The organism is Chromobacterium sp. IRSSSOUMB001 (assembly GCF_023507765.1).
GTDB lineage: Bacteria > Pseudomonadota > Gammaproteobacteria > Burkholderiales > Chromobacteriaceae > Chromobacterium > Chromobacterium haemolyticum.
In genome coordinates, this window is the sequence record NZ_JALCYU010000009.1 from 71,412 (window position 1) to 93,729 (window position 22,318).

Annotated in this window: 17 protein-coding genes; 14 read left to right on the forward strand and 3 right to left on the reverse strand. The window is 66.5% G+C overall.

Annotated features, from left to right (window positions below; genetic code table 11):
* Positions 1-10 precede the first annotated feature (10 nt).
* The 4 genes from MOV80_RS13520 to MOV80_RS13535 all read left to right on the forward strand — a co-directional run bounded on the left by MOV80_RS13520 (position 11) and on the right by MOV80_RS13535 (position 3,850).
* On the forward strand, positions 11-850 hold the full coding sequence (locus tag MOV80_RS13520; RefSeq protein ID WP_107732054.1) for a hypothetical protein: 840 nt from the start codon (positions 11-13) through the stop codon (positions 848-850).
* A 317-nt stretch (positions 851-1,167) separates the two neighbouring features.
* Positions 1,168-2,697 carry a hypothetical protein gene (locus tag MOV80_RS13525; RefSeq protein WP_249605213.1) on the forward strand — a complete coding sequence of 510 codons (1,530 nt, stop codon included), beginning with the start codon at positions 1,168-1,170 and terminating at the stop codon, positions 2,695-2,697.
* A 359-nt stretch (positions 2,698-3,056) separates the two neighbouring features.
* Complete coding sequence (locus tag MOV80_RS13530) at positions 3,057-3,437, forward strand: hypothetical protein (protein WP_249605214.1); 381 nt, start codon at positions 3,057-3,059, stop codon at positions 3,435-3,437.
* A gap of 23 nt (positions 3,438-3,460) precedes the next feature.
* Entirely contained in the window at positions 3,461-3,850 is a 390-nt protein-coding gene (locus MOV80_RS13535; protein ID WP_249605215.1) for a hypothetical protein, read from the forward strand.
* Positions 3,851-3,909: 59 nt separating this feature from the next.
* Here the strand turns inward: MOV80_RS13535 and MOV80_RS13540 are convergent, their stop codons facing one another.
* The 3 genes from MOV80_RS13540 to MOV80_RS13550 all read right to left on the reverse strand — a co-directional run bounded on the left by MOV80_RS13540 (position 3,910) and on the right by MOV80_RS13550 (position 11,288).
* Complete coding sequence (locus MOV80_RS13540; protein ID WP_249605216.1) at positions 3,910-6,546, reverse strand: hypothetical protein; 2,637 nt, start codon at positions 6,544-6,546, stop codon at positions 3,910-3,912.
* Between the two features lie 406 nt (positions 6,547-6,952).
* Complete coding sequence (locus MOV80_RS13545; RefSeq protein ID WP_249605217.1) at positions 6,953-8,827, reverse strand: GMC family oxidoreductase; 1,875 nt, start codon at positions 8,825-8,827, stop codon at positions 6,953-6,955.
* A gap of 10 nt (positions 8,828-8,837) precedes the next feature.
* A complete protein-coding gene (locus MOV80_RS13550; RefSeq protein ID WP_051002535.1) occupies positions 8,838-11,288 on the reverse strand; it encodes a hypothetical protein in 2,451 nt (816 codons plus the stop codon).
* Positions 11,289-11,691: 403 nt separating this feature from the next.
* Between MOV80_RS13550 and invF the strand changes: the two genes are divergently transcribed.
* From invF to MOV80_RS13600, 10 genes are all read left to right on the forward strand, one after another.
* Positions 11,692-12,471, forward strand: coding sequence for an AraC family transcriptional regulator InvF (gene invF, locus MOV80_RS13555; protein ID WP_019100065.1), 780 nt, complete (start codon positions 11,692-11,694; stop codon positions 12,469-12,471).
* Positions 12,468-14,207, forward strand: coding sequence for a type III secretion system outer membrane ring subunit SctC (gene sctC, locus MOV80_RS13560; RefSeq protein WP_052051887.1), 1,740 nt, complete (start codon positions 12,468-12,470; stop codon positions 14,205-14,207). Before invF ends, sctC begins: the two co-directional genes overlap by 4 nt.
* The gene (locus MOV80_RS13565; RefSeq protein ID WP_345944383.1) at positions 14,197-15,330 is read left to right on the forward strand and encodes a YopN/LcrE/InvE/MxiC type III secretion system gatekeeper; all 1,134 of its coding nucleotides are present in this window, start codon (positions 14,197-14,199) and stop codon (positions 15,328-15,330) included. Before sctC ends, MOV80_RS13565 begins: the two co-directional genes overlap by 11 nt.
* Positions 15,331-15,436: 106 nt before the next feature.
* On the forward strand, positions 15,437-17,500 hold the full coding sequence (locus MOV80_RS13570) for an EscV/YscV/HrcV family type III secretion system export apparatus protein (protein WP_043640875.1): 2,064 nt from the start codon (positions 15,437-15,439) through the stop codon (positions 17,498-17,500).
* Between the two features lie 15 nt (positions 17,501-17,515).
* Positions 17,516-17,923 carry an SPI-1 type III secretion system chaperone SpaK gene (gene spaK / locus MOV80_RS13575; protein WP_043589685.1) on the forward strand — a complete coding sequence of 136 codons (408 nt, stop codon included), beginning with the start codon at positions 17,516-17,518 and terminating at the stop codon, positions 17,921-17,923.
* The gene (gene sctN / locus MOV80_RS13580) at positions 17,920-19,209 is read left to right on the forward strand and encodes a type III secretion system ATPase SctN (RefSeq protein ID WP_043589687.1); all 1,290 of its coding nucleotides are present in this window, start codon (positions 17,920-17,922) and stop codon (positions 19,207-19,209) included. The genes spaK and sctN overlap by 4 nt, the downstream gene beginning before the upstream one ends.
* On the forward strand, positions 19,193-19,645 hold the full coding sequence (locus tag MOV80_RS13585; protein WP_019103510.1) for a hypothetical protein: 453 nt from the start codon (positions 19,193-19,195) through the stop codon (positions 19,643-19,645). The genes sctN and MOV80_RS13585 overlap by 17 nt, the downstream gene beginning before the upstream one ends.
* Positions 19,633-20,685 carry a type III secretion system needle length determinant, SpaN/EivJ family gene (locus MOV80_RS13590; protein ID WP_161524362.1) on the forward strand — a complete coding sequence of 351 codons (1,053 nt, stop codon included), beginning with the start codon at positions 19,633-19,635 and terminating at the stop codon, positions 20,683-20,685. The genes MOV80_RS13585 and MOV80_RS13590 overlap by 13 nt, the downstream gene beginning before the upstream one ends.
* On the forward strand, positions 20,685-21,578 hold the full coding sequence (locus tag MOV80_RS13595) for a YscQ/HrcQ family type III secretion apparatus protein (RefSeq protein ID WP_249605218.1): 894 nt from the start codon (positions 20,685-20,687) through the stop codon (positions 21,576-21,578). The genes MOV80_RS13590 and MOV80_RS13595 overlap by 1 nt, the downstream gene beginning before the upstream one ends.
* The gene (locus MOV80_RS13600) at positions 21,568-22,227 is read left to right on the forward strand and encodes an EscR/YscR/HrcR family type III secretion system export apparatus protein (protein WP_043589695.1); all 660 of its coding nucleotides are present in this window, start codon (positions 21,568-21,570) and stop codon (positions 22,225-22,227) included. Before MOV80_RS13595 ends, MOV80_RS13600 begins: the two co-directional genes overlap by 11 nt.
* The last annotated feature ends 91 nt before the right edge of the window (positions 22,228-22,318 follow it).

Consider the following 22,318-nt stretch of genomic DNA (forward strand, 5'->3'; position numbering starts at 1 on the left):
ACACATTCTGATGAAAATCACGGCAAGCGGCGCGGCCACGCCGCCGCCGCGCCCGGAAGCGCCGCCGGCGGCGTACAGCCGGCTGGCGCAAGCGGTCAAGGGCGTCGACAGTGTTTGCGAACCCGCGCCGCGCCCCTTGGAGCGTTTCCGCGACGCCGCCCGCTTCGTCGCCGCCCTGATGCCCAGAGAAGGCGAAACCGGACTGGTGGACGAAGAACTGCGTGAAGCGCGCGACCCGCGACATCGCTACCGGGAGTACGCGCAGCCGGCGCACCGGCAATGGGTGGCCAGCGGCGACAATGCCAGGGAAAACTTCTTCGCCTGGATGGATGCCCGCCCTCAGCTGGAAATCAATCTGGCGAGGCCGGGCCAGCCGCCGCGCATGGCGCGCCTGGGCGACGCGCCGCAAGTCAGCTATCTGAGCGACGCCGCCGCGCTCAAGCCCTATTTGGCCGAAGTGGTCGACGGCGTATGGCGGCGGCCGGACGGCGCGCTCATCGACACCGCCGGCTCCAACGGCAAGCTGGGCATGCCTGGCTACGCCATCCTGGTGCTGGATCGAGACGACAGGCTGTTCGTCCACGACGCGGTGCTGGGGCGCTTGCACCACACCAGCACCAGCGCCGGCAAGCCGGTGCGGGCGGCGGCGATGATAGAGCTGCGCGACGGCAAGGCCCGGTCGCTGGTGTTGTCGTCCGGCCACTATATGAGCGATCTGGACGATCTGGAACGGCTGCTGGCCTTCCTGGACGGCAAAATGGATTTGTCCAAGCTGGCGGTGCTGGCTCCGCACGAAGACAGGGCGGAACTGGCGGAGGTGATGGCGCCTTACCGCCAGGCCGGGCGTTGAAGACGGAATGTTCTCAGAGCTTGTTCAATGTCTGCTGCGCTTCGTGAAGCGTTGCAGGGTGAGTACAAACTCAACATGCTCATGTACCGCTAGACCATTCCGTTTTTTCGCTCGTTTTCGCCTTGCCTCGTCCTTGCCCGCGAGACTTTGAACAGGCTCTCACACGCAAGCGGCGCGCCAAATCGGCGCGCCGCTTTATTTTGACGGTGTTCAGCTTAGTCGTTGGCCTTCTTGTTACTGTGGTCTTTTTCTGAAAGTTTGGATTGGCGCTTGGTGGGAGATTGGCGGCTGAATTCAACCTTGAAAGGAAGCTCGCCATGTTTGTATCCAGATCAGGCGGTACGTTGAACGCGATATTCGGCATGGACGCCCAAGGCAAGCCGGAGACGACGGCCAAAAGCGGGCCGCAGGGCGTGGCCTTGTCGGCCGCCCAGCAGCAGGCGGTCAGCAACAGCAAGTTTTTTGAAGCGGGCGCCAGCATGTCCTTGCTGGACCGGCCGGGCAAGATGGGCGATGTGTTCGACCAGCACGCACGGCAATTGGCGGGCTTGCTGCGCCACATGCTGGAGGGGCAGGGAGAAGCCGCTGGCCGCACCGTGTATTTCCAGGGCCGCGAACAGACGCTGGGCGCGGTGTTGCAAGCGGCGATCAAGCCGCTGTCGGCGGAGTCGGACCAGATTGGCCGACAGATGAATGGCGGGCAGGACTTCCAGCCTTGGCTACTGGAGACGCTGAGCACCCCGCTGCAAGGCCGCGCCGATGGTTCCGGCAAGCAGGGGCACGCCGAACTGCTGACCAAGATCCGTACCTTGAGCGCGTTCGGCACCACGGTGTGGCAACTGATGAACCCGGTGGAAAACCAGGCCAAGCCGGAACTGTTCTCCCAGCACAAACAGGCCAACGCCGACGCCTGCGGCGCCTTGTTGCGCGAGGCGGGCCTGTCCGCGCAGGCGGATGACTTCGCCGCCCGCTTCAAGGAATTCGCCGGCAAGACCCGTACGCCGGGTTTCGATAATCCATTGAGCCGCGCGCGCAGCGAGCGCATGCCTATGGTGGCGACGGAAGAAGGCGGCGCGCGCGCGGTGAACGGGGTGTACGAGGATGCCGCCAAATATGGCCTGGGCTTTGGCCAAGTGGTGCAGCGCACCGTCGATGGGGCGGACGACGCGGCTTTGCGCCAGGCCTTGGGCGACCGCAACCAGAATATCAATGCGATTCCGCGCGAAGGCGCGCCTATCGCCGATCTGAGCCGCCCGTTCACCATGTCGGAGGCGGACATGGGCGCGGTGCCGGAGGCTTATGCACAGCTAGGCATCGGCAAGATGCTGGAACAGCATGCCATGACGCACGGCACCGGTATCAACCGTTGGCAGCCCTTCGGCGCGTTTGCGATGGAGAGCAATACGCAAGGCCTGCCTTCCGCAGGCGCTCAATCCGGTGGTACCTGCGATATTTTGCTGGCGCTCAATACCCTGGGCGAGGAACGGATTTACGGCAAGCCTGAGCTGGCGTTGGCGGCTGGCCTGGGGATCGCCGCCTTCATGAATTTTGGTGGCTATCACACCTTTGCTGAAACCTTCCCCATCGCCGAGGCCGCCGCCGCCAACCGCCCCTATGTGCCGACCAATCTAGCCGCGGTGAATCAGCCTGAACTGTATCAGCGCATGCAGGCGACGGCGGAAACGCATTGCCCCGAGGGCAGCGAGCAGATGGCGCGTTTCCTGAGCGCGCATGCGGATACGCTGGCGCCGCTGCTGAGCCAGCATCCCGACTTGGATCTGAGCCCGCGCGCGCATGATGTGGAGTTCCACGGTACGCCGGCGCAGATCGAGCAGTGGCGCGCCTGAGCGGCGACTTCTGCCACCGAAAGGCCGCGGCCTCCCCGCCGTGGCTTTTTCGTGCCGCGGGCGGGGGCAACCCCGTCCAGCGTTCTTGACGCCCTCTGCCAGCCTGTTTAGGCTTGGTCCCGCGTCGTGCTCAATCACACGGTGCCGGGCTGGCAAGCCTATTAATCATTCCTCCGCAGATACATCGGTGCGCTTTGGCACCGTTACGTCTGCTGCCACGCCGTACCCATTCGGGACGGGCCGTGGCAGGGAGTCCTATGGACTGCCGGTCTTTGTGGAATGAACCGGTCTTGCCACCTTGTCACGTGCCTGTCCTAGCCTCGCCTGGGCAGGTTTCCAAAGATGACATGGAGACCGTAATGACCTTCTCTACCTTTCCCCCCGCCATGCCGCCGCCCACCTGCCCCCATTGCGCAGGCCGACACCCCACGCCCGCCGCTGTGCCGGTGATGGAGCAGCTGCACCTTTGTTCCCAGCGCTTGTCCGCCGTTGCCGGCGATATGGTGCTGCTGGGCGAACTGGGCCAGCAGTTGAACCATTGCTATGTCGAACTGGACACCGCCCTGCTGCGCGGCGTGATGGACATGCGCGCCGCCCACACGGGCTTATTGGCCTTGATCACCCTGTTGGAACGCCGCGACGAGCCGCTGTTGTTTACCAGCGAGGACGCGCTGGCCTTGCTGGAACCGATACAGCAACGCTTGAAACAGGGGCTGGAACACTTTAACGGCGTGCTGTGATGGCTATCAGGGAGAGCATTGCCATGATGAAGCTGCTGATCCAGCAAAACCAGGCTCTCAAGCGCGCCGCCCGTTTGATCATTGCTTATGAGACGCGCCTGGGGGTGATTTCTCTGGCGGAGAACAACCCAATCCATCCGGCCAACACCGAACACATCCATCAGGAAATCAATCAGGCGTTGACGGCTTTCCACCTTTGGCGCAAATGGCGTGGCGAGTACGAGCCTGCCCGCGCCGCTTTATTGGAGATGTGGGCGTCCGGGAAATGGACCAACCGCGATACCTGTGTGCGGCAGTGTTATCGCCTGGCGGGGTTCAAAAATATGGTCACCGCCCGCCAGGCGCTGGTGGGCGCGCCGCCGCCGGAGCCTTTGGCGATTCAACGGCAACGCGCCATGTGGGCGGAGCCGTAGGCTGTCGCCGCCCAACGCGCGGCCGTTCCGCGGGCCGGGAAGGTCCGGCCTGCTTCCGTTTACGCGCCGCCGCCGTCCGCGGCCAGCCAGCCCGCGCCGTTGCGGTCCAGCTCGCGCACCGCTTGCTCGCCGATGCACAGCCCCAGTTTGCGGTAACTCTCGAACTGGGATTCGTCGAACCACTGATTGAGCGTGGACTGGTGCGGGAAGGTCGGATGTTCGGCTCGGTATTGCAGCACGTCCACCGGCTCCAGGCCATGGCCCTGCAGACAGGGTTTCAGATAAAGCAGGTGGCCGTTGGCGCCGGAGGCGTAGCGGATGTAGCCGACGGCGCAGGCGGATCGGCTGAGGCCGGTGGCCGGGTCCCGGCGGATGGCGTCCACGTCGATGTGGATTTCCGCGCCCAGGTCGATCCGGCATTTGCGGATAGCGTTGCCCAGATCCTCGAAAGTCATCTGCTCGTCCTGGCCGGCGTCGCTGATCACGATCAGCCGGCATTCCCGCCGCAGCAGCTCATACAAGCCCAGGTTTTCGAAGTGGCCGCCGTCGCTGAGGTAGACGAAGTCCAAACGGGCATTGGTCTGCCCCAGCAACTCCTTGAGCAGATAGACCCAGCCCTGCGGCGGGGACATCGCCTGCAGCGCGGCGCCGGGCTTGCCCGGATTGGGGCACCAGCGCCCCAGCCGCACATTGAACACCGTCAGCAGAAAAGTCACCGCCGGCGAGCTGTGATAGCCCTGGTTGGGGCTGACCGCGGCGCCGGACACCGCCATCAGCGAGCCCAGCATCGGCCCCTGCTCGGCGCCGGTGGCGTCATCGTGCATATAGTCGCGGGTGGGCACGAAGGCGTCGATGGCCTCCGGCGCGCCGTCGGGAAACTTGTAGCCGCAGTAGCGCGGGGTGAAGGTGAAGGAGGCGGCCTTGCGCTGCTGCCAGGCCAGGTCGTCGCCGGCCACCAGGTTGAGGGTGGTGTTGATCAGCGGGTAGGGCCGCTGCGGCGGACCGGAGGGCGCGCCGGCCAGTTCGGCCAGCGGCAGGTCGTCGCCGGCGTTGAAGCCGGTGAAGCGGTTGACCGTGTCCGCCCGTTGCGGCGCGCTGGCGCCCAGATAGCCGCGCGTCAGCCGGTTGCGGTAGAAGTTGTGCAGGGAGAACAGATTAATGTCGAAGCGCGAGGAGGCGAACACCGCCAGCCCCAGGCTGGCCAGGATCAGCGCCGCGTACAGCCCGCCGCCCATGCCTAGCCGCTCCGAGGCTGCGAAATGCAGCGTGGTCCAGTCGCCGAGGCCGCAGCTTTGAAAGCCGCACAGCTGCTGGCGCAGTTGCCAGCCGTCGGCGCGGATTTCCAGCGCGGCCAGCAGCCAGCTGAGGCCGGCGCTGAGCAGGATCAGCAGGCCGGCGACGAAGACGTAGGGCCCGATGCGGGCGACCAGGTCGCGCCAGCCGGCGGGCTGTCCGCCGCCGGTCTTGGCGGACTGCCCCTGCCAGACCGCCGCCAGCGTGGTCAGCAGCCAGGCCGGCAGCGTCAGCGCGCGAAGCCAGTCCGCGGCCACCGCCAGCAGCGGCAGCGACAGCGCCACCACGAGGAACAGCAGCACCAGCGCCAGGTCCAGCGCCAGCAGCAGGCCGCCCAGCCGGGACCACCATTCGCGCTGCAGGTCCGAGAAGCTGCGCTTGACCAGGCCGATGTGCAGCGCGGCGCTGAGGGCGAACACCGGCGGCAGCACGGCGAAGGCGCCGGCCACCACGTACCAGGCCTGGGCCAGCGGCGCGCGGATGCCCAGGCCGTAGTCCAGCGCCTGCAGCAAGAGCCACAGCTTGCCGCCGCCGGCCAGGCCGGCCAGCAGCGCCCACAGCACGCTGCGCAGATAGCCGTTGCCGCGCAGCTGGCTGAAGCCGCGCGCCAGCAAGGCCCAGTAGCCGGCGTAAGCCAGGCTGGAGACCAGGGCCACCCGCCACAGCGGCAGTTGGTGCCAGAAGTCGGCGCGGTTTTCCAGTTGCTGGAGGGTGAACACCGCCATCGCGTAACAGAAGAGCAGCAAGAGCGCGATGCTGCAGGCCGGGGCAGTGGGCGAGGCGGCGGTTTTGCCGTCGCGGGTGGTGGCGCGCGCCAGCAGCGCGGACAGCGCGGCGGAGGCGGCGGCCACGGCCAGCGCGGCGGTGCCCGCATAGGGCCAGTCGGCTAGATTGCGCGCCAGGCCCACCAGGAAATGAGGGCCCAGCAGCAGCGCCAGCAGCAGGCTTTGCAGCACGATCTGGTTGAGGATGAAGTTGCGCCAGTAGGTGATGACGGCGGACAGGGTGTCCAGGCTGAATAGCCCGGTCTTGGGGGTCAGGTAGTTGCTGTAGTCGCGCAGGAACTGGATGGCCGGTTGGCGGCCCTGATGGTCGCGCAGCGTCTGTTCCATGCCGGCGTTGCCGGCGCGGCGCTTGAGCGCGGAAAGCCAGCCGCCCAGATAGCCGCCGCCGGAGACGGTGGACAGGTAGTCGAATTCGCGCAGCCAGCGGCTGCTGGCCAACGCTTGCAGCACGCCCAGGTTGAAGGTGGCGCTGCGGATGCCGCCGCCGGAGAAGGCGAGGCCGGCTTGCGGCGCGTCGTCGCCGCCCGGCCGCTCCACGCCTTCCTTCGCGCGCGCGGCGGCCAGGCCGGCGCGTTCGTCGGCGTGGACTTGGGAGAAGGGCTGGGTGGGGGTGTTCATCGGCTTCTTTCCACAGGCTTAATGTTTGAGGTATGGAAGTTGCATCCTCCGCGCGAGCGAGGGTTTGGGTGTTGTTTTCCACGCGGATGTGGATATTTCGAGGCAAGCAAGAGGAAATCACGTATCCGATGCGCCCTAGGTCCCTTCAAGCCTGCCGTTGGGTGGCAGACCCGAGGTCTTAAGCGGCTGCTTTGTCTGAGCGATTTGACGTTAGCAAATCGCGAGTTCAGCCGCGCCTCGGGTCTGACGGGCCCCGACGGGAAGCCGCAGGCCAGGCTTGCAGGGCGGCCTTTGGGGTGAAGGGGAATTTGGCCGAGCAAATTCCCCTTCCTGCCCGCCGGGCAGCCCCGGCAATGAAACCCATCATCCGCGTAGCGGATACAAGACCCATACGCCAAGCGGCCCCTCAACGCCTGGCATCCTCCAGAATCGCCTCCGCCGCCTTCTCCGCGATCATGTACACCGCGGAGACGATGAAGAAGCCGGGGATGCGCGGAAACACCGAGGCGTCCACCACGCGCAGGCCGCTGACGCCGTGGACGCGGAAGCGGCTGTCCAGCACGCCGCCGGCTTCGCGCGCGCCGATGGCGCAGCTGCAGGAGGCATGGTGGCCCCAGGCGTTGTCGCGGACGAACTGACGCAGTTCGTCGTCGCTTTGCAGCGCCTCGCCGGGCAGTTCTTCTTCCGCGATCAGGTTCTGCTTTTTCAGGTCCGCTGTCAGGGTGCGCACGAACTTGATGCCTTCCACCACCGAGTCCAGGTCCTGATCGCCGCCGGCGCTGCCTTCCTCGAAGTAATGGAAGTTGATGTCCGGCGGGTCGCGCGGGTCGGCGGAACGCAGCGTCACCGTGCCGGCGCGGTTATTGGTGTGCGCCTTGAGAATGGCCCAGGTCAGGTAGTTCAGGTGTTCCGGAAACAGCCGCGAGTAGCCGGGGAAATAACCCTTGAACAGGCCCAGCAGCGCGAAGCAGAACAGGTCGGGCAGCGGGCGCTCTTGCGCCGAGCGGCGGATCACCGCCAGCACCGCGCCGTTGGTGGTGTAAACGCCCTTGCGTCCTTCCGCCCACTGCTTGTACTGCGGGTCGCCGGGCGCGAACTCCGCGCCTTTCAGCACTTCCCAATGCTTGAAGTTCATCCGGTTGACCACGCCCACTTCGTAGCGGTCCTGCAGGTTCTGGCCGACGCCGGGCAGGTCCACCCGCGGCGCGATGCCGTGCTCCTGCAAATGGGCTGCCGGGCCGATACCGGACAGCATCAGTAGTTGCGGGCTGTTGAAGGCGCCGCCGGCCAGGATCACTTCGCGGCTGCAGCGCGCCTCGCGGCGTTCGCCGGGGGCGTTGCTGACCCGGCCGCTGGCGCGGTAGAGGCCGGCGCCTTTCAGGTATTCCACGCCCACCGCGCGCAGGTTCTCGTCGAACAACACCCGGGTGGCCAGCGCGTCCAGTTCCACGCGCAGCCGGTCCGGGTGGCGCGCCGCCGCGTCCAGCACCCGTTCGCGGCTGCCGTTGCGCTGATGGTTGCGGGTGGCCAGCGGCGGGTAGCAGACGCCGACGGCGTTGTCGCGTACCAGCCGCCAGTCGTTGGGATCAGCCTGGCCTTGCAGCAGCCAGCGCCAGCTGCGGTGCGGCACGTCCACTTCGTCGAAGGCCTTGTCCGCCGACACCAGCAGGGTGTCCACCAGGCCGGCGTCGCCCAGCGCGGATTCCGGGATCGCCTTCTCGGTTTGCAGCCAGCCGCGCCAGCCGTGGCGGGTGGGGTTGACGCCGAGCAGGCCCAGCCAGCGGTAGAGCGGGCGGTGGTGGCAGTTTTCCAGCCGCTCGAAGTAGCCGCGCATGTGGTCCGCGCGCCAGCTGTCGTCGCCGGTGAGCTGGGCGATGCCGTCCCAGTCCGCGTTGTGCGGGTAGACGGTGATCATGGCGTTGTGGGCGGTGCAGCCGCCCAGCGCGCCGGCGCGCGGGTAGAGCACGCCGTCCACTTTTTGGCCGTTCCACTCCGCGCGGTATTTGGGGTCGCGCTTTTGCTGGGCGTCGTCGGCGTAGTGGCGGACGAAGTAGTCCAGCTTCATCGCCTCGTTTTCCGAGGCCAGCGCGTGGAACACCGGCACGTCGTAATCGTCGGGCAGCCGTTCGGCCTGGGGCTGCCAGGCGTCGCCGCCCTTGAGCGCGCGCGGGTCGCCGCCGGCCTCCAGCAGCAAGACCCGATGTCCGGCTTCGGCCAGCCGGGCCGCCAGGGTGCCGCCGCCGGCGCCGGAACCCACCACGATGTATTCGTATTCGTCCATGGCGCGCGCTTTAGAAGGTTTTCAGGAATTCGATCAGCGCGTATTTGTCGCTGTCGCTGAGGCCGGGCTCCTGGGTCTGGTAGCCGGTGCCGAAGTAATGGCCGCGGTTGACCACGAAGTCCGGGCAGGTGCTCAGTTCCAGCATCGGCTGCGCCAGGTTGGCGAACACCTTGCGCGCTTCTTCGTCGCTGGCGCCCGGCGGCAAGGCCTTGAGGTCGTGCTTGATCTTCAGCAGCAGTTCCAGCAGTTTCTTGTCGTGCTTGAGCCGTTCGCCCAGCGAGGGGTTGTCCAGTGTCACCTGCAGATTGGAGATCAGGTTGACCGGGGTGCCGGCCGGGATCGGCCCCAGCTCTACGCCGTCCTTGCCGAACAGCCAGGGCAGATAGCGTTGCAGCGGGCCTTGCAGTTCCTGCAGCGCGTCCGGCAGGTAGCCGGTGGGCACGCGCAGATAGCTGCGGGCGGTGGTGCGGTCGATCAGGCCGGGCACTTTGTCGCCCAGCACCTTGTCCTTCTCGCGTTTTTCAGGCCACAGCAGTTTCTGGATGGAGTCGTTGAAGGACTCCATGCGCGCGGCCACCGACGGGCTGGGGTTGAATTTGCCCAGGCTGTTGTTGAGCAGGAAGGGCGCGGTGGACCAGACGCTGATGAGCGAGGCCGGGCGGGTGAAGCCGCGGCCGCCGGCCGGCATCTTGTACTGCGAGGGGGCGCCGGTGAAGGGGTTGTGCACGGTGATTTCGCCGACCGAGGGCAGGTCCTTATAGGTTTTGGACGAGAAGTTGTCCCAGATATTGCCCTTGAGCGCGTTGGTGGCCAGTGGGCTGCAGGCGTTGGTCTGCAGCAGGGTCACCGGCACCCGCAGCTCGGTGGACAGGTAGTTGTCCTTCAGGAAGTCGTCGGCCTGGACGATCTGGCGCATTTGTGATTTGAAGTCCTCGGTCTTGGTCCAGTCCCAGTATTTGTTGAAGCAGGCCAGGTAGCCAGGGCCGGCGCAGCCGGCGGTGGGGTCCAGCGGCGGCACCTTGGGCGGCAGCTTGCTGGAGTGGCAGCGCGCGCAGTTTTCCGCGAACACGGTTTTGCCGCGGCTGAGTTGGGCGGCGTCGCGGCTCAGGTATTGCTCGCCGCCGGGGGCGTCCTTCAGCTTATGCGGGTCCGTGCTTTTCAGGAAGAACAGCGCCATGTTCACTGTCTGCTGTTCGGTGGACTGCCAGTACACCGAGTTCTTGCGCGCGTCGGCGATCTGGATCGGGGTGATGGTCTTGCCGCCCACCAAGGGGTTGAAGTGGAGCAGCCATTCTTCGCTGAACAGGCCGATATTCAGATAGACGCGGTTCAACGCGCCCAGCGCGCCCACCGAGTCCGAGCCGTCCTTCAACACTCGCGGCGTCCACACGGTTTTGGGCGGCTGGAAGAACTGAGTCAACGGGCCGTCTTTGACGAAGTCGTTGAACTGTTTGTTGTTGAGTCCGCCGCCGGCCAGGGTTTCCTTGCCCCAGCGTTTGGCGATGTCCAGCCGCGGCCCCAGGCCGTACACCGCGTTCATGGTGCGCGGGTTGTTGATGGAGTCGGTGGAGATCAGCGAGGTGTCCAGCGCGCCGGGGCGCGAGGTGTGGAACAGCTGGAAGGGGAAGCTGCTGGGGTCCGCCTGCCAGGAGAAGATGCGGTCCACCCAGAAATACTGGGCGCCGACGTTGGAGCTGAGGTTTTCCCACTTCGGATGTTCCGGGTCCGCCGGCGGTTTCACCGGATTGGGGCCGACGTGGCAGAACGCACAGGACATGCCCACGCGGTAGGGGCGGATCAGGTCTTTGTCGTTGTAATACGCCGGGTCTTCGTAATAGCGCTTGGCGTCCCATTTCTTGGCGGCGGCTTCGTCGAAGGCGGGGTTGGGGAACAGGCGCAGGCCCACCACGCCGGTGGCGTAGCCGTAGAAGGAGCCGGCGGGCAGGTTCTTGCCGCGCGCGCCTATGGCCACGCCCGGATATTTCTGCTCGTTCTCGAACGGGTCTTTCGGGCAATCGGCGCGGCGCTGGTCCAGCCACAGGCCGAAGCGCTTGTCGTCCGGGCCGCCGGCCTTGTCGAAACAGGGCTCGTTGACCAGGCCCAGGTAGTTCCAGCGGTTGTCGCGGCTGAACTTGAGGCTGGGATGGGAGGACAGGGTCTTGAGCAAGTCCAGATTGCCGACGCTGACGGTGGACAGTTTGTCCCACAGCCTGTCGTTGCCCCCGGTCCACACCAGCCAGGTGTTGCGCCCCTTCACTTCGGCGGGGTTCAAGGCCACCGCGCCGTCCATGTCCTTGAAGTAGTCCTCGTCGGCGGCAGGGAAGGATTCCACCGTGCGCTGAGCCAGTTTGGCCTCGTCCTGCACGGTGCCGGGTTTGGGCTGATCGTCCCGGCAGCCGGCCAGGCTCAACAGCAATAGCAACGCCGCTCCCCGGCGCAAGGTGAGGTTCATCCTAGCCATCGCATTTTCTCCAGTGGGCATCGCGGCGTTTTTGGTTTTAGGAATTCATTTGGCATGTCAGGGCCTATCTCTGCCTATAGCACGGCGGCGGCAGCGCCGACGGCTGCGTAGCTTTGCTCAGCGTTCTTACTGATGGCGAAAAGCGACGGTCGTGGTCGATAGTTGAAAGTTGCCCGCGGCGGGGAAAAGGATAATCACGACGCTGATTAAAGCCGCGGGGGAGGCGTGAGCGTGCTCGTGGCGGCTTTTGTCGCGCGGGCGCCGCAGCGGCGGGCCTGTTCTTTATGTCTGGCGGGCGCTGGAGCGAAAACTCGGGTTCCCATCAGATTTGCATCAGGATTCGCCCGCGGCGCTGGGGGACACTTTCCCGGTCCAAGCACGAGCCCGGCAGGGCGTTTGACCGATGACCGATAACGATGTGTTGCTCCCGCTGGAGACTTTGGAGGCCGCCGCCAAGCGCTGCGCGCCGGCCCAGGACGTCTGGCTGCTGCCGCCGCGCCGGGAAGAGGCGCGGCTGGAACTGAGCTGGGAAGAGGGCGTGGAAACGCTGACCTTGGCGGCGGATTGGCAGGGCTTGCTGTTGCTGGACCGCGTGGAAGTGAGCGTGGTTGCCGGCGCGTTGCCGTTTCAGCCTGTCCGGCTGGAGGCGTTCAGCAAGCTGCTGGCCTTCGTCGACGAAGCCAAGGCCGACGAGGCGCGAGACGCGGACGCGCCTGCAAGCGAGGCGCGCTGCGCGCAATTGCCGCTGGTCGATCTGATGGCCTGGCAGGACCGCAAGCGCTGCGAGTACTGGTTCTTGCTGCAGGTGTTGACGCCGTCCCCGGCCTTCGCCGCCTTGCTGGCGCTGCTGCGCCGCAGCGAGAGCTATTGGCTGGTGCGCTTCCTGCTGGCCCAGTCCGTCTGCGGCGACAAGTTGCAGGCGCTGGGCGAGCGCTACGGCGTGTCTTACTCCCACTTCCGCCGCTTGTGCCGCCATGCGCTGGGCAACGCGGCCAAGACCGAGCTGCGAGACTGGCGCATGGCCCGTTCGCTGCTGGACGTGGCGGAGGGACGGGAAAACCTGACCCAGGTGGCGCTCAAGCACGGCTACGCCTCGTCGTCGCATTTTTCCAATGAAATCAAGGGACTGATCGGCGTTTCGCCTCGCGGTCTGTCCAACATCATTCAACTGGCCACCAAATGAATCGAAGCTTTTTATCCGCCGCGCTGCTGGCCGCGGCGCTGCTCGCGTCCGTGCCGGCCGCCGCCGCGCCGGAACCGGCGCGCGCCGCCGACTCCGCCGGTTACGTTGCCAAGAAGGAGGGCCTGCGTTCTTTCTTCGACGCGATTTCCTCGCGGCTGAAAAAGCCGGTGATCGTCAGCAAGCAGGCGGCGCGCAAGCAGATCAGCGGCGATTTCGACCTGGCCAACCCGCAGGCGCTGCTGGATAAGATGACCCAGCAGTTGGGCCTGATCTGGTATCACGACGGCCAGGCCATCTATGTCTACGACGCCAGTGAAACCCGCAATGCGGTGGTGTCGCTGCGCAATGTGTCGCTCTCCGCCTTCAACGACTTCCTGCGCAAGTCGGGCCTCTACGACAAACGCTATCCGCTACGCGGCGACAACCGTAGCGGAACCTTCTACGTATCCGGGCCGCCGGTCTTCGTGGACCTTGTGGTCAACGCCGCCGGCTTCATGGATAAGCAGAGCGACGGTATCGAACTGGGCCGGCAAAAGATTGGCGTGGTACGGCTCAACAACACCTTCGTCAGCGACCGCAGCTATGAATTGCGCGACCAGAAAATCGTCATCCCCGGCATGGCCACGGTGATCGAGAAGCTGCTGCAAGGCGAAGACAAACCCTTGCAGACCGCCGGCGTCAATCCGGCTCGGCCGCCGGCGCGGAGCAGCGACATCCCGGCGATGCCGGACTTTCCCGCCGGCGGAGAGACCAAGGCGCCGGCCTATCAGGCCGGCCTCAGCCTGCCGGACGCGCTGAAGCAGGACGCGGCGGCCGGCGACATCAAGGTGATCGCCTATCCGGACACCAACAGCCTGCTGATCAAGGGTACGGCCGAACAGGTGCGCTTCATCGAGAACCTGGCGCTGGCGCTGGACGTGGCCAAGCGCCACGTGGAGCTGTCGCTGTGGATCATAGACCTGGACAAGGGCGATCTGGATCAGTTGGGGGTCAACTGGAGCGGCAGCGCCACCGTGGGCAACAAACTGGGCGTGACGCTGAACCAGACCTCCTCCCTCAGCACCCTGGACGGCACCCGTTTCATCGCCTCCGTGATGGCGCTGTCGCAGAAGAACAAGGCCAATGTGGTGTCGCGCCCGGTGGTGCTGACCCAGGAAAACGTGCCGGCTATCTTCGACAACAGCCGCACCTTCTACGCCAAGCTGGTGGGCGAACGCAATGCCAGCCTGCAACACGTGACCTACGGCACCCTGGTCAGCGTGTTGCCGCGCTTCTCCGCCGACGGCCAGATCGAAATGTCGCTGAACATCGAGGACGGCCGCGAGGCCAAGACGCCGGATTACGACAAGGACCCGCAGGACGCCCTGCCCGAGGTGGGACGCACCCGCATCAGCACCGTGGCGCGCGTGCCGCAGGGCAAGAGCCTGCTGATAGGCGGCTACACCCGCGACGCCAATATCGAACAGAACAACAAAGTGCCGTTCTTGGGCAGCCTGCCCTTGGTGGGCGGCCTGTTCCGCTACCGCAGCCAGAACCAGAGCAATACCGTGCGCGTGTTCCTGATTCAGCCGCGCGAGATCGACGACCCGCTGACGCCGGACGCCAGCGATCTGTCGGCGGAGGTGGCCAAGCAGGGCGGCATCGACAGCGACCCGTTGCAGCAATGGGTGCGCAATTATCTGGACCGCGAGCAGCGCGCCGACGGCGCGGCCAAGGGCGCTACGCGTGGACATTAGCGGCCGTCCGCCGCCGGTCTTCGGCGTCCGTTCGCCCAAGCACCAGGCCAAGCTGGACGCTCAGCGCGACGCCCAGCGTCAGGGCGAGGCCCGACAGGCGGACGCGCAGCAGGTGGAGGACGCCAGCCCGGCGGCCGAGGTGCAGCGCTTCGTCCAATCCACCGATGAAATGTCGGCGGCGCTGACCCAGTTCCGCAACCGCCGCGATTACGACAAGAAGCTGGGCCATCTGGCCGACAGCTTCGAACGGGTGCTGGACGAGGAGGCCCAGCCCAAGGCGCAGCAGATCGTGAACGTGGCCAAGTCCCACGGGGTCAGCGCCGAGGAGTTGCTGCGCCAAGCGCGGTCCTTGTTCCCGGACGACAGCGATCTGGTGCTGGTGCTGCGCGAACTGCTGCGCCGCCGTCAGCTGGACGAGGTGGTGCGCAAGCGCCTTCAGGCCCTGCTCAAGCAGGTGGAGGACCAGGCCGAGGCCAAGCCTTTGAAGGCCGGCATCAATTGCGCGCTGAAGGCGAGGCTGTTCGGCAAGGCGCTGTCGCTGAGCCCCGGCCTGCTGCGCGCCAGCTACCGCCAGTTTCTGGAGAGCGAGGCGGCGGAAGCGGAGATTTACGCTGATTGGGTGGGCAGCTACGGCTACCAGCGCAGAGCGGTGGTGTTGGACTTCATCGAAGGCGCGTTGCTGGCCGACATCGATTCGCTGGACGCCAGCTGTTCGCGGCTGGAGTTCGGCAATCTCCTGGGCCGGCTGAGCCAGCTCAAGCTGCTGCGTTCGGCCGACGCGCTCTTCGTCGGCCGCATGTTGAGCAATCCGCAGGTGTGCGCCTTCAACCCCAGCGAGGCGGATTGGTTGTTGTTTCTGCTGTCGCTGCTGCAACAGCCGCAGCAACTGGACGGCTTGCTGGCGGAGACGGTGGGCGACACCGCCTTGCTCAGCCGCCACAGCGAGCATTCCACCTTGCTGCAGGCGCTGTACCAGGCCTGCAAGGCGCTGCCGCCGCAGTTGTTCGTCGACGAACGCTGGCTGGACGCCTTGCAGGAGGAATTCCGCCGTTTGGCCGCCATCGCTTACCGCCACGAGTTGGCCGAGCGCCGGCGCGAGGCCGAGGGCGGAGGCGCGGAGTAAACGAGAGCCGCCAGGCAAGGCGGGGGGACGCGTCCCGTTTTGCCTGGCTGTTTTTTCCGGCGGGCCGCGGCCCGTCGTCAATATCGAATCGCTTGGATGACTAACGGTGTTTAACTCCCTGCTCAACGGCGCGCGCTCGCGGCCGGAATTGCTGATCCTGCTGTTGATGGTGATGATCATCGCGATGCTGATCATCCCCTTGCCCACCTATTTGGTGGACTTCCTGATCGGCCTCAACATCGTGATCGCCGTGCTGGTGTTCATGGGCTCGTTCTACATCGACCGCATCCTCAGTTTTTCCACCTTTCCCTCGGTGCTGCTGATCACCACGCTGTTCCGGCTGGCGCTGTCCATCAGCACCAGCCGCCTGATCCTGATCGAGGCAGACGCGGGCGAGATCATCAACACCTTTGGCCAGTTCGTCATCGGCGACAGCCTGGCGGTGGGCTTCGTGGTGTTTTCCATCGTCACCGTGGTGCAGTTCATCGTGATCACCAAGGGTTCGGAACGGGTGGCCGAGGTGGCGGCGCGCTTCTCTCTGGACGGCATGCCCGGCAAACAGATGAGCATCGACGCCGACCTCAAGGCCGGCATCGTGGACGCCGACGGCGCGCGCGAACGCCGCAGCGTGCTGGAACGCGAAAGCCAGCTTTACGGCTCCTTCGACGGCGCGATGAAGTTCATCAAGGGCGACGCCATCGCCGGCATCATCATCATCTTCGTCAACTTCATCGGCGGCATCGCCGTGGGCATGACCCAGCACGGCATGGACCTGTCCACCGCGCTGTCCACCTACACCATGCTCACCATCGGCGATGGCCTAGTGGCGCAGATTCCCGCGCTGCTGATCGCCATCAGCGCCGGCTTCATCGTCACTCGCGTCAACGGCGACAGCGACAATATGGGCCGCAACATCATGAGCCAGTTGCTGGGCAACCCGTTCGTGCTGGTGGTGACCGCGGTGCTGGCATTGGCGGTGGGCATGCTGCCCGGCTTCCCGCTGATTGTGTTCCTGATCCTGGCCGCGGCCTTGGGCGGCCTGTTCTATTACAAGCGCCGCATGGCACGCAAAGGCCCGTCGGGCGCGGCCCAGACTCCCGCGAGCGCGGCCGCCGGCGCAACGCCGGCGGGCGGCAAGGACAGCACCCTGGGCCTGATAGGCAACCTGGACAAAGTGGCGGCGGAGACCGTGCCGCTCATCCTGCTGGTGCCCAAGGCGCGCCGCGCCGCGCTGGAACAGGCTCAGCTGGCCGAGCGGCTGCGCAGTCAGTTTTTCATCGACTACGGCGTGCGGCTGCCGGATATGCTGCTGCGCGACGGTGAAGGCCTGCCGGACAACCGGGTGGCGGTGCTGATCAACGAAATCCGCGCCGACGAGTTCGAGCTGCATTTCGATCTGGTGCGCGTGGTCAATTACTCGGACGAGGCCGCCGCGCTTGGGGTGCGGCCGGTGTTCAGCACCCAGGGCGCCAGCCAGTGCGCCTGGGTGCGTCCGGCCGACGGCGACAAGCTGACCAAGCTGGGTTACCAGCTGCGCCCGGCGCTGGACGAACTCTACCTATGCCTGGCCGCGCTGCTGGCGCGCCACGTCAACGAATACTTCGGCGTCCAGGAAACCAAGCACATGCTGGACCAACTGGAAGCCAAATACCCGGACCTGCTCAAGGAAGTGCTGCGCCACGCCACGGTACAGCGCATCGCCGAAGTGCTGCAGCGTCTGCTGGCCGAACGCATCTCGGTACGCAATATGAAGCTGATCATGGAAGCGCTGGCGCTGTGGGCGCCGCGCGAGAAGGACGTGATCAATCTGGTGGAGCACGTGCGCGGCGCGCTGGCGCGCTACATCTGCCACAAGTTCGCCAGCGGCGGCGAACTGCGCGCGGTGATGATGTCCGCCGAGGTGGAGGACATGGTGCGCAAGGGCATACGCCAGACCTCGGCCGGCGCCTTCCTCAACCTGGAGCCGGCGGCTTCGGACGAACTGATGGACTTGTTCGCGCTCGGCCTGGACGGCATGGGCATCGCGCACAAGGATCTGGTGCTGCTGGCCTCGGTGGACGTGCGGCGCTTTATCAAGAAACTGGTCGAAACCCGCTTCCGCGACTTGGAAGTGGTGTCCTTCGGCGAAATCGCCGACAGCGTGTCGGTGAACGTGATCAAAACCATTTAAAAAAGGATTCCGCCTATGTTCGCCATGGATATCGCCCAATTGGTCCGCTCCGCCTTGGAAGAAAGCGGCTGCGATCCCGCCCTGCTGGGCGAACTGGACAGCCATTCCACCATCGCGCTGGACTTGCACGATCTGCCCAGCATTCACGTCAGCGCTCAGGATGGCGAGGTGTGGTTGTGGTCGCGGTTGGGCGAGCACAACGAGGCGGTGCTGGCCCAGCGCGCCGCCCAGCTCTTGCAGGACCTGATGCAGGGCTGCCATTTCGCCCGCGGCGGCCAACTGCAACTGGCCGCCAATGAGGGCTATCTGGAACTGAAGGCGATGGCGCACCCGGATTATCTGGCCGACGGCAAGCGCTTCTCCGAGGCGCTGAACGGCTTCTTCGACGCGCTGGAGCGCTTCAGCGAGTCGCTGCTGCGATGAAAGCGCCGCGCCTGCTGCGCCGGCTGGCGTATCCGCAACGCCTGTCCGGCCCCATTCTGGAAGCCGCGCTGCCCGAGGTGGCGATAGGCGAGCTGTGCGACATCCGCCGCAGCTGGCAAGACCGCGACGTGGTGGCCCGCGCCCAGGTGGTGGGCTTTCAAGGCCCGCGCGCGGTGCTCAGCCTGATCGGCAACGCGCGCGGCCTGTCGCGCGAGGCAGTGTTGCAGCCCACCGGCCGCGCCTTGGCCGCCTGGATCGGCGAGTCGGCGCTGGGCGCGGTGCTGGACCCCACCGGCCGCATCGTCGAGCGCTTCGCGCCCGAGGCCGGCGTGGGCGGCGAGGAGCGCGGCATCGATGCCGACCCGCCGCCGTACTCTCGGCGCGTGGGCATACGCGAGCCGCTGGCTACCGGGGTGCGCGCCATCGACGGCCTGCTGACCTGCGGCGTGGGTCAGCGCGTCGGCATCTTCGCCTCCGCCGGCTGCGGCAAGACCATGTTGATGCACATGCTGATCGAGCAGAGCGACGCCGACGTCTTCGTCATCGGCCTGATCGGCGAGCGCGGCCGCGAAGTGACCGAGTTCGCCGAATCGCTGCGCGCCTCGCCTAAGCGCGAGCGCTGCGCGCTGGTGTTCGCCACCTCGGACTTCTCCTCGGTGGACCGCTGCAACGCGGCGCTGCTGGCCACCACGGTGGCCGAATACTTCCGCGATCAGGGCAAGAAAGTGGTGCTCTTCGTCGACTCCATGACCCGCTACGCCCGCGCGCTGCGCGACGTGGCGCTGGCCGCCGGAGAACCGCCGGCGCGTCGCGGCTACCCTGCCTCGGTGTTCGACAGCCTGCCGCGGCTGCTGGAGCGCCCCGGCGCCACCCGCGGCGGCAGCATTACCGCCTTCTACACCGTGCTGCTGGAAAGCGACGACGAGCCGGACCCGATGGCGGACGAGATCCGCTCCATTCTGGACGGCCACATCTATTTGAGCCGCAAGCTGGCCGGCCAGGGCCATTACCCGGCCATCGATGTGCTCAAGAGCGCCAGCCGCGTGGCCGGCCAGGTGTGCGACGGCGGCCATCTACAGGCGGCCTCGGCGCTGCGCGCCTTGATGGCGCGGCTGGAGGAGCTGCAAGTCTTTATCGACCTGGGCGAATACCGCCCGGGCGAGAACGCGGACAACGACCGCGCGATGAACGCGCGCGACGCGCTGCGCCGCTGGCTGCGCCAGCCGGTGGACGAGGGCGCGGGGTTCGCCGACACCCTGCGCAGCTTGCATGAGCTTGTTGCCTAAGCTGGGCGCGCTGCTGCGCCGTTGTCAGGCGGCGCAATCGCGTTGCGAGGCCGAGCTGGCTCAGTTGGCGCGCCAGGACGGCGCGCTGGCGGCGGAGCAAGAGGCCTTGGCCTCGCAGGGCCAGGGCCTGCGCCAATTGCTGCTGGCGCAACGGCCGGCCGGGGCGATGAGCCGCGGCCAGCTGTTCGCGCTGCAGCGCAAGCAGGCGGTGCTGCGACGCCAGTTGCAAAACCTGGACCTGCAAAGCGGACAGCTGGAAGAACAGCGCCAAGGCCTGGCCGGCCGGCGCGAGGAACAACAGGTCTTGCGCCGGCAATGGCTGCGCAAGGAAGACAAGTATCAACGCTGGGCCAAGTTGCAGCGCCGTCAGGAACGCATGCGGCGTTTGCGGCTGGACGAGGCCGAGCAGGAAGAGAGGACGATATGGAAGCGATGACGCCCATTCCCGCGCCGAGCGCGGATACCCGGCCGGCAACCGCGGCCGACGCGGACGGCGCCGCCGAGGCCTTTGCCCGCGAAGCCCAAAGACAGCGGAGAGACGCCGCCGATCCGGACCGCGACGGCGAGGACGTGGCCGGCGAACGCGAGCAAGACCGCTTCCGTCTGCCGGCAGGAGCGCTGTGGCAGCCGCCGCTGCCGCCGCACTGGAACGCGGCGCGGTTGAACGCCGGCGGCCGCCATGCGGCGGAAGCCGCTTTGTCGGCGCCGGGCAAGCGGGGGCAGACGCCTTTGGGCGACGGAGAACGTTCGGCAGCCGCCGCACGCGGCAAGACCGTCGTCGGACCGCAGGGTCTGCATGCCGCCGCAGCCGCGCTGGCGGCTAAGCACGCGGCCAGCCTGGCGCCGGCGGCCGAGGCCAGGCTCAAGCCGGTATCGTCGATGTCTGCCGCGCAGCACAAAGCCGAGCACACGCCGGGCAAGGGCGAGACTGCGCTTCCAGGGGCCGCCGCGAGCGCCGAAGCGTCTATCGCGATGCCGCTTGCCACATCGACACCGCATGGAAGGGCGAAAGTGGACACCGCCGCGCCGGCTTCCGCGTCGACGCCGGCCGTCGCGCGCGAAGGCGGCGAGGCGCGCAAGAACGAGACCGCGCCGGCCGCCGCAGCGGCGGTTGCGCCGCAGCAGGCCCAAGCGTCCGCGCCGGCGACGCCGCCGCGCGACACCGCGCCGCCGGCGCGGCCGCGCCAGGACCCGGCCCAGGCTCAGGCCCAAACGACTTTGTCCGCGACCAGCGCGCCGGAACCGGCCCAGCCGGGCCTGACCTACCGCTTCCAGCGCTGGGGCGGCGAGCACACGGTGAACGTGCAAAGCCAGCCCGGCGGCGTGCTCAGCCTGCAGCCGTCGGACAGCCTGGTGCAACAGCGTTTGGGCGAGCAATGGCAGTCCGGCAACCCGCAGCAATGGCAGATGGCCCGCGACGACGGCCGCGAGCAGGGCCGGCAGCAGCCGCAGCGGGATGAGGAGGAGGACGCCTGATGCTGGCGCTCAGACAAATCGACGCGCGAGAGCGCGCTTTGCAGCGCGCCGCCGCGGCTTGGCGGCGCCAGGGTTGGGACGCGACGCTGGAAACGCCGCCGCGCGACGGCCTGTGGTTGTCGGTGGCCGACGCGGAACAGCGCTGGCGGGGCTGGCTGCAACCGCGCGCCTGGTTGGAGAGCGCCGCGCCGGAACTGGCGCGGTTGGCGCTGTCCGCCGGCGTGGAGGCGCAGGCGGCGCAATGGCTGGCGGCGGCGGAACGGCCGTTGACGCCGCCGATGCCGGAGCTGGCCTATCAGCGCTTGAGCCTGGGCGAAGCGGGGCCGGGCGACGCTTTGCCGCGTCAAGCGCTGCTGCGGGTGATGTGCACGGAGGGGCCGCTGTGGCTGGAGCGCGCGCCGGAATTCGAGGCGGGAGACGCGCTGGACCCGGCGCCGTTGCTGAGTTGGCCGCTGCGCTTCGTCATCGGCGACAGCCGCCTCAGCCTGGGTCTGCTGCGAGGAGTGGCGCGCGGAGACGTGCTGCTGATCCGCGAGCCGACGGCGGCGGTGCGCTGCCACGACCGCGCGCTGGGCACTTATCAATCGTACGAGGAAGGAATCGTCATGGAGTGGGATGAATCGCAACAGGCGACGGAGCAGGAAGCGCCGGCGCAAGACATGGGGCAGCTGCCGGTGGAACTGGAGTTCGTGCTGCATCGCGGACGGGTGACGCTGACGGAGTTGCAGGACTTGTGTCGTGGCCGGCTGTTGAACCTGCCGGCCGATGTTGAGCGGCGGGTGGAAGTGCGCGCCAACGGCGCGCTGCTGGGACGCGGGGAGCTGGTGCAGCTGGCCGGTCATCTGGGGGTGGAAGTGACGGAGTGGCTGGGCGGAGCCGCCGATGTCGAATGATATTTCGCTGATCGCGCTGCTGGCTTTCGCCACGCTGCTGCCTTTTCTGATCGCTTCCGGCACTTGCTTCATCAAGTTCTCCATCGTGTTTGTGATGGTGCGCAACGCATTGGGTTTGCAGCAGGTGCCGTCCAATATGACGCTCAACGGCATCGCGCTGATGCTGTCGATGTTCGTGATGCTGCCGATCGCGCAGCAGGCCTACAGCCATTACCAGGAAGAGCAGGTCAGCTTCAACAGCGTGGAGTCGGTGAGCAACTTCGTCGAGAACGGCCTGGACGGCTATCGCGGCTATTTGCAGAAGTATTCCGATCCGGAACTGGTGAGCTTCTTTGAAAAAGCCCAGGCACAGCGCACCGAACGCGAAACCGGCAATGCGGCCGAGGACGAACAGCCGTCCATTTTCGCCTTGCTGCCGGCCTACGCGCTCAGCGAGATCAAGAGCGCGTTCAAGATCGGCTTTTATCTCTACCTGCCCTTCGTGGTGGTGGATTTGGTGATCTCCAGCATCTTGCTGGCGCTGGGGATGATGATGATGAGCCCGGTGACGATTTCGGTGCCGATCAAGTTGGTGCTGTTCGTGGCGCTGGATGGCTGGACTTTGTTGTCGAAGGGCTTGGTGTTGCAGTACCTGGACCTGGCGACGTAATGGGCGGCAAAACCGCCAATGCTGCGTTGCGCCTCCTTGCCGTGCTAGATGCACTGTCTGCGTCGGCGCGCCTTGCCTTGGCCGCTGCGCT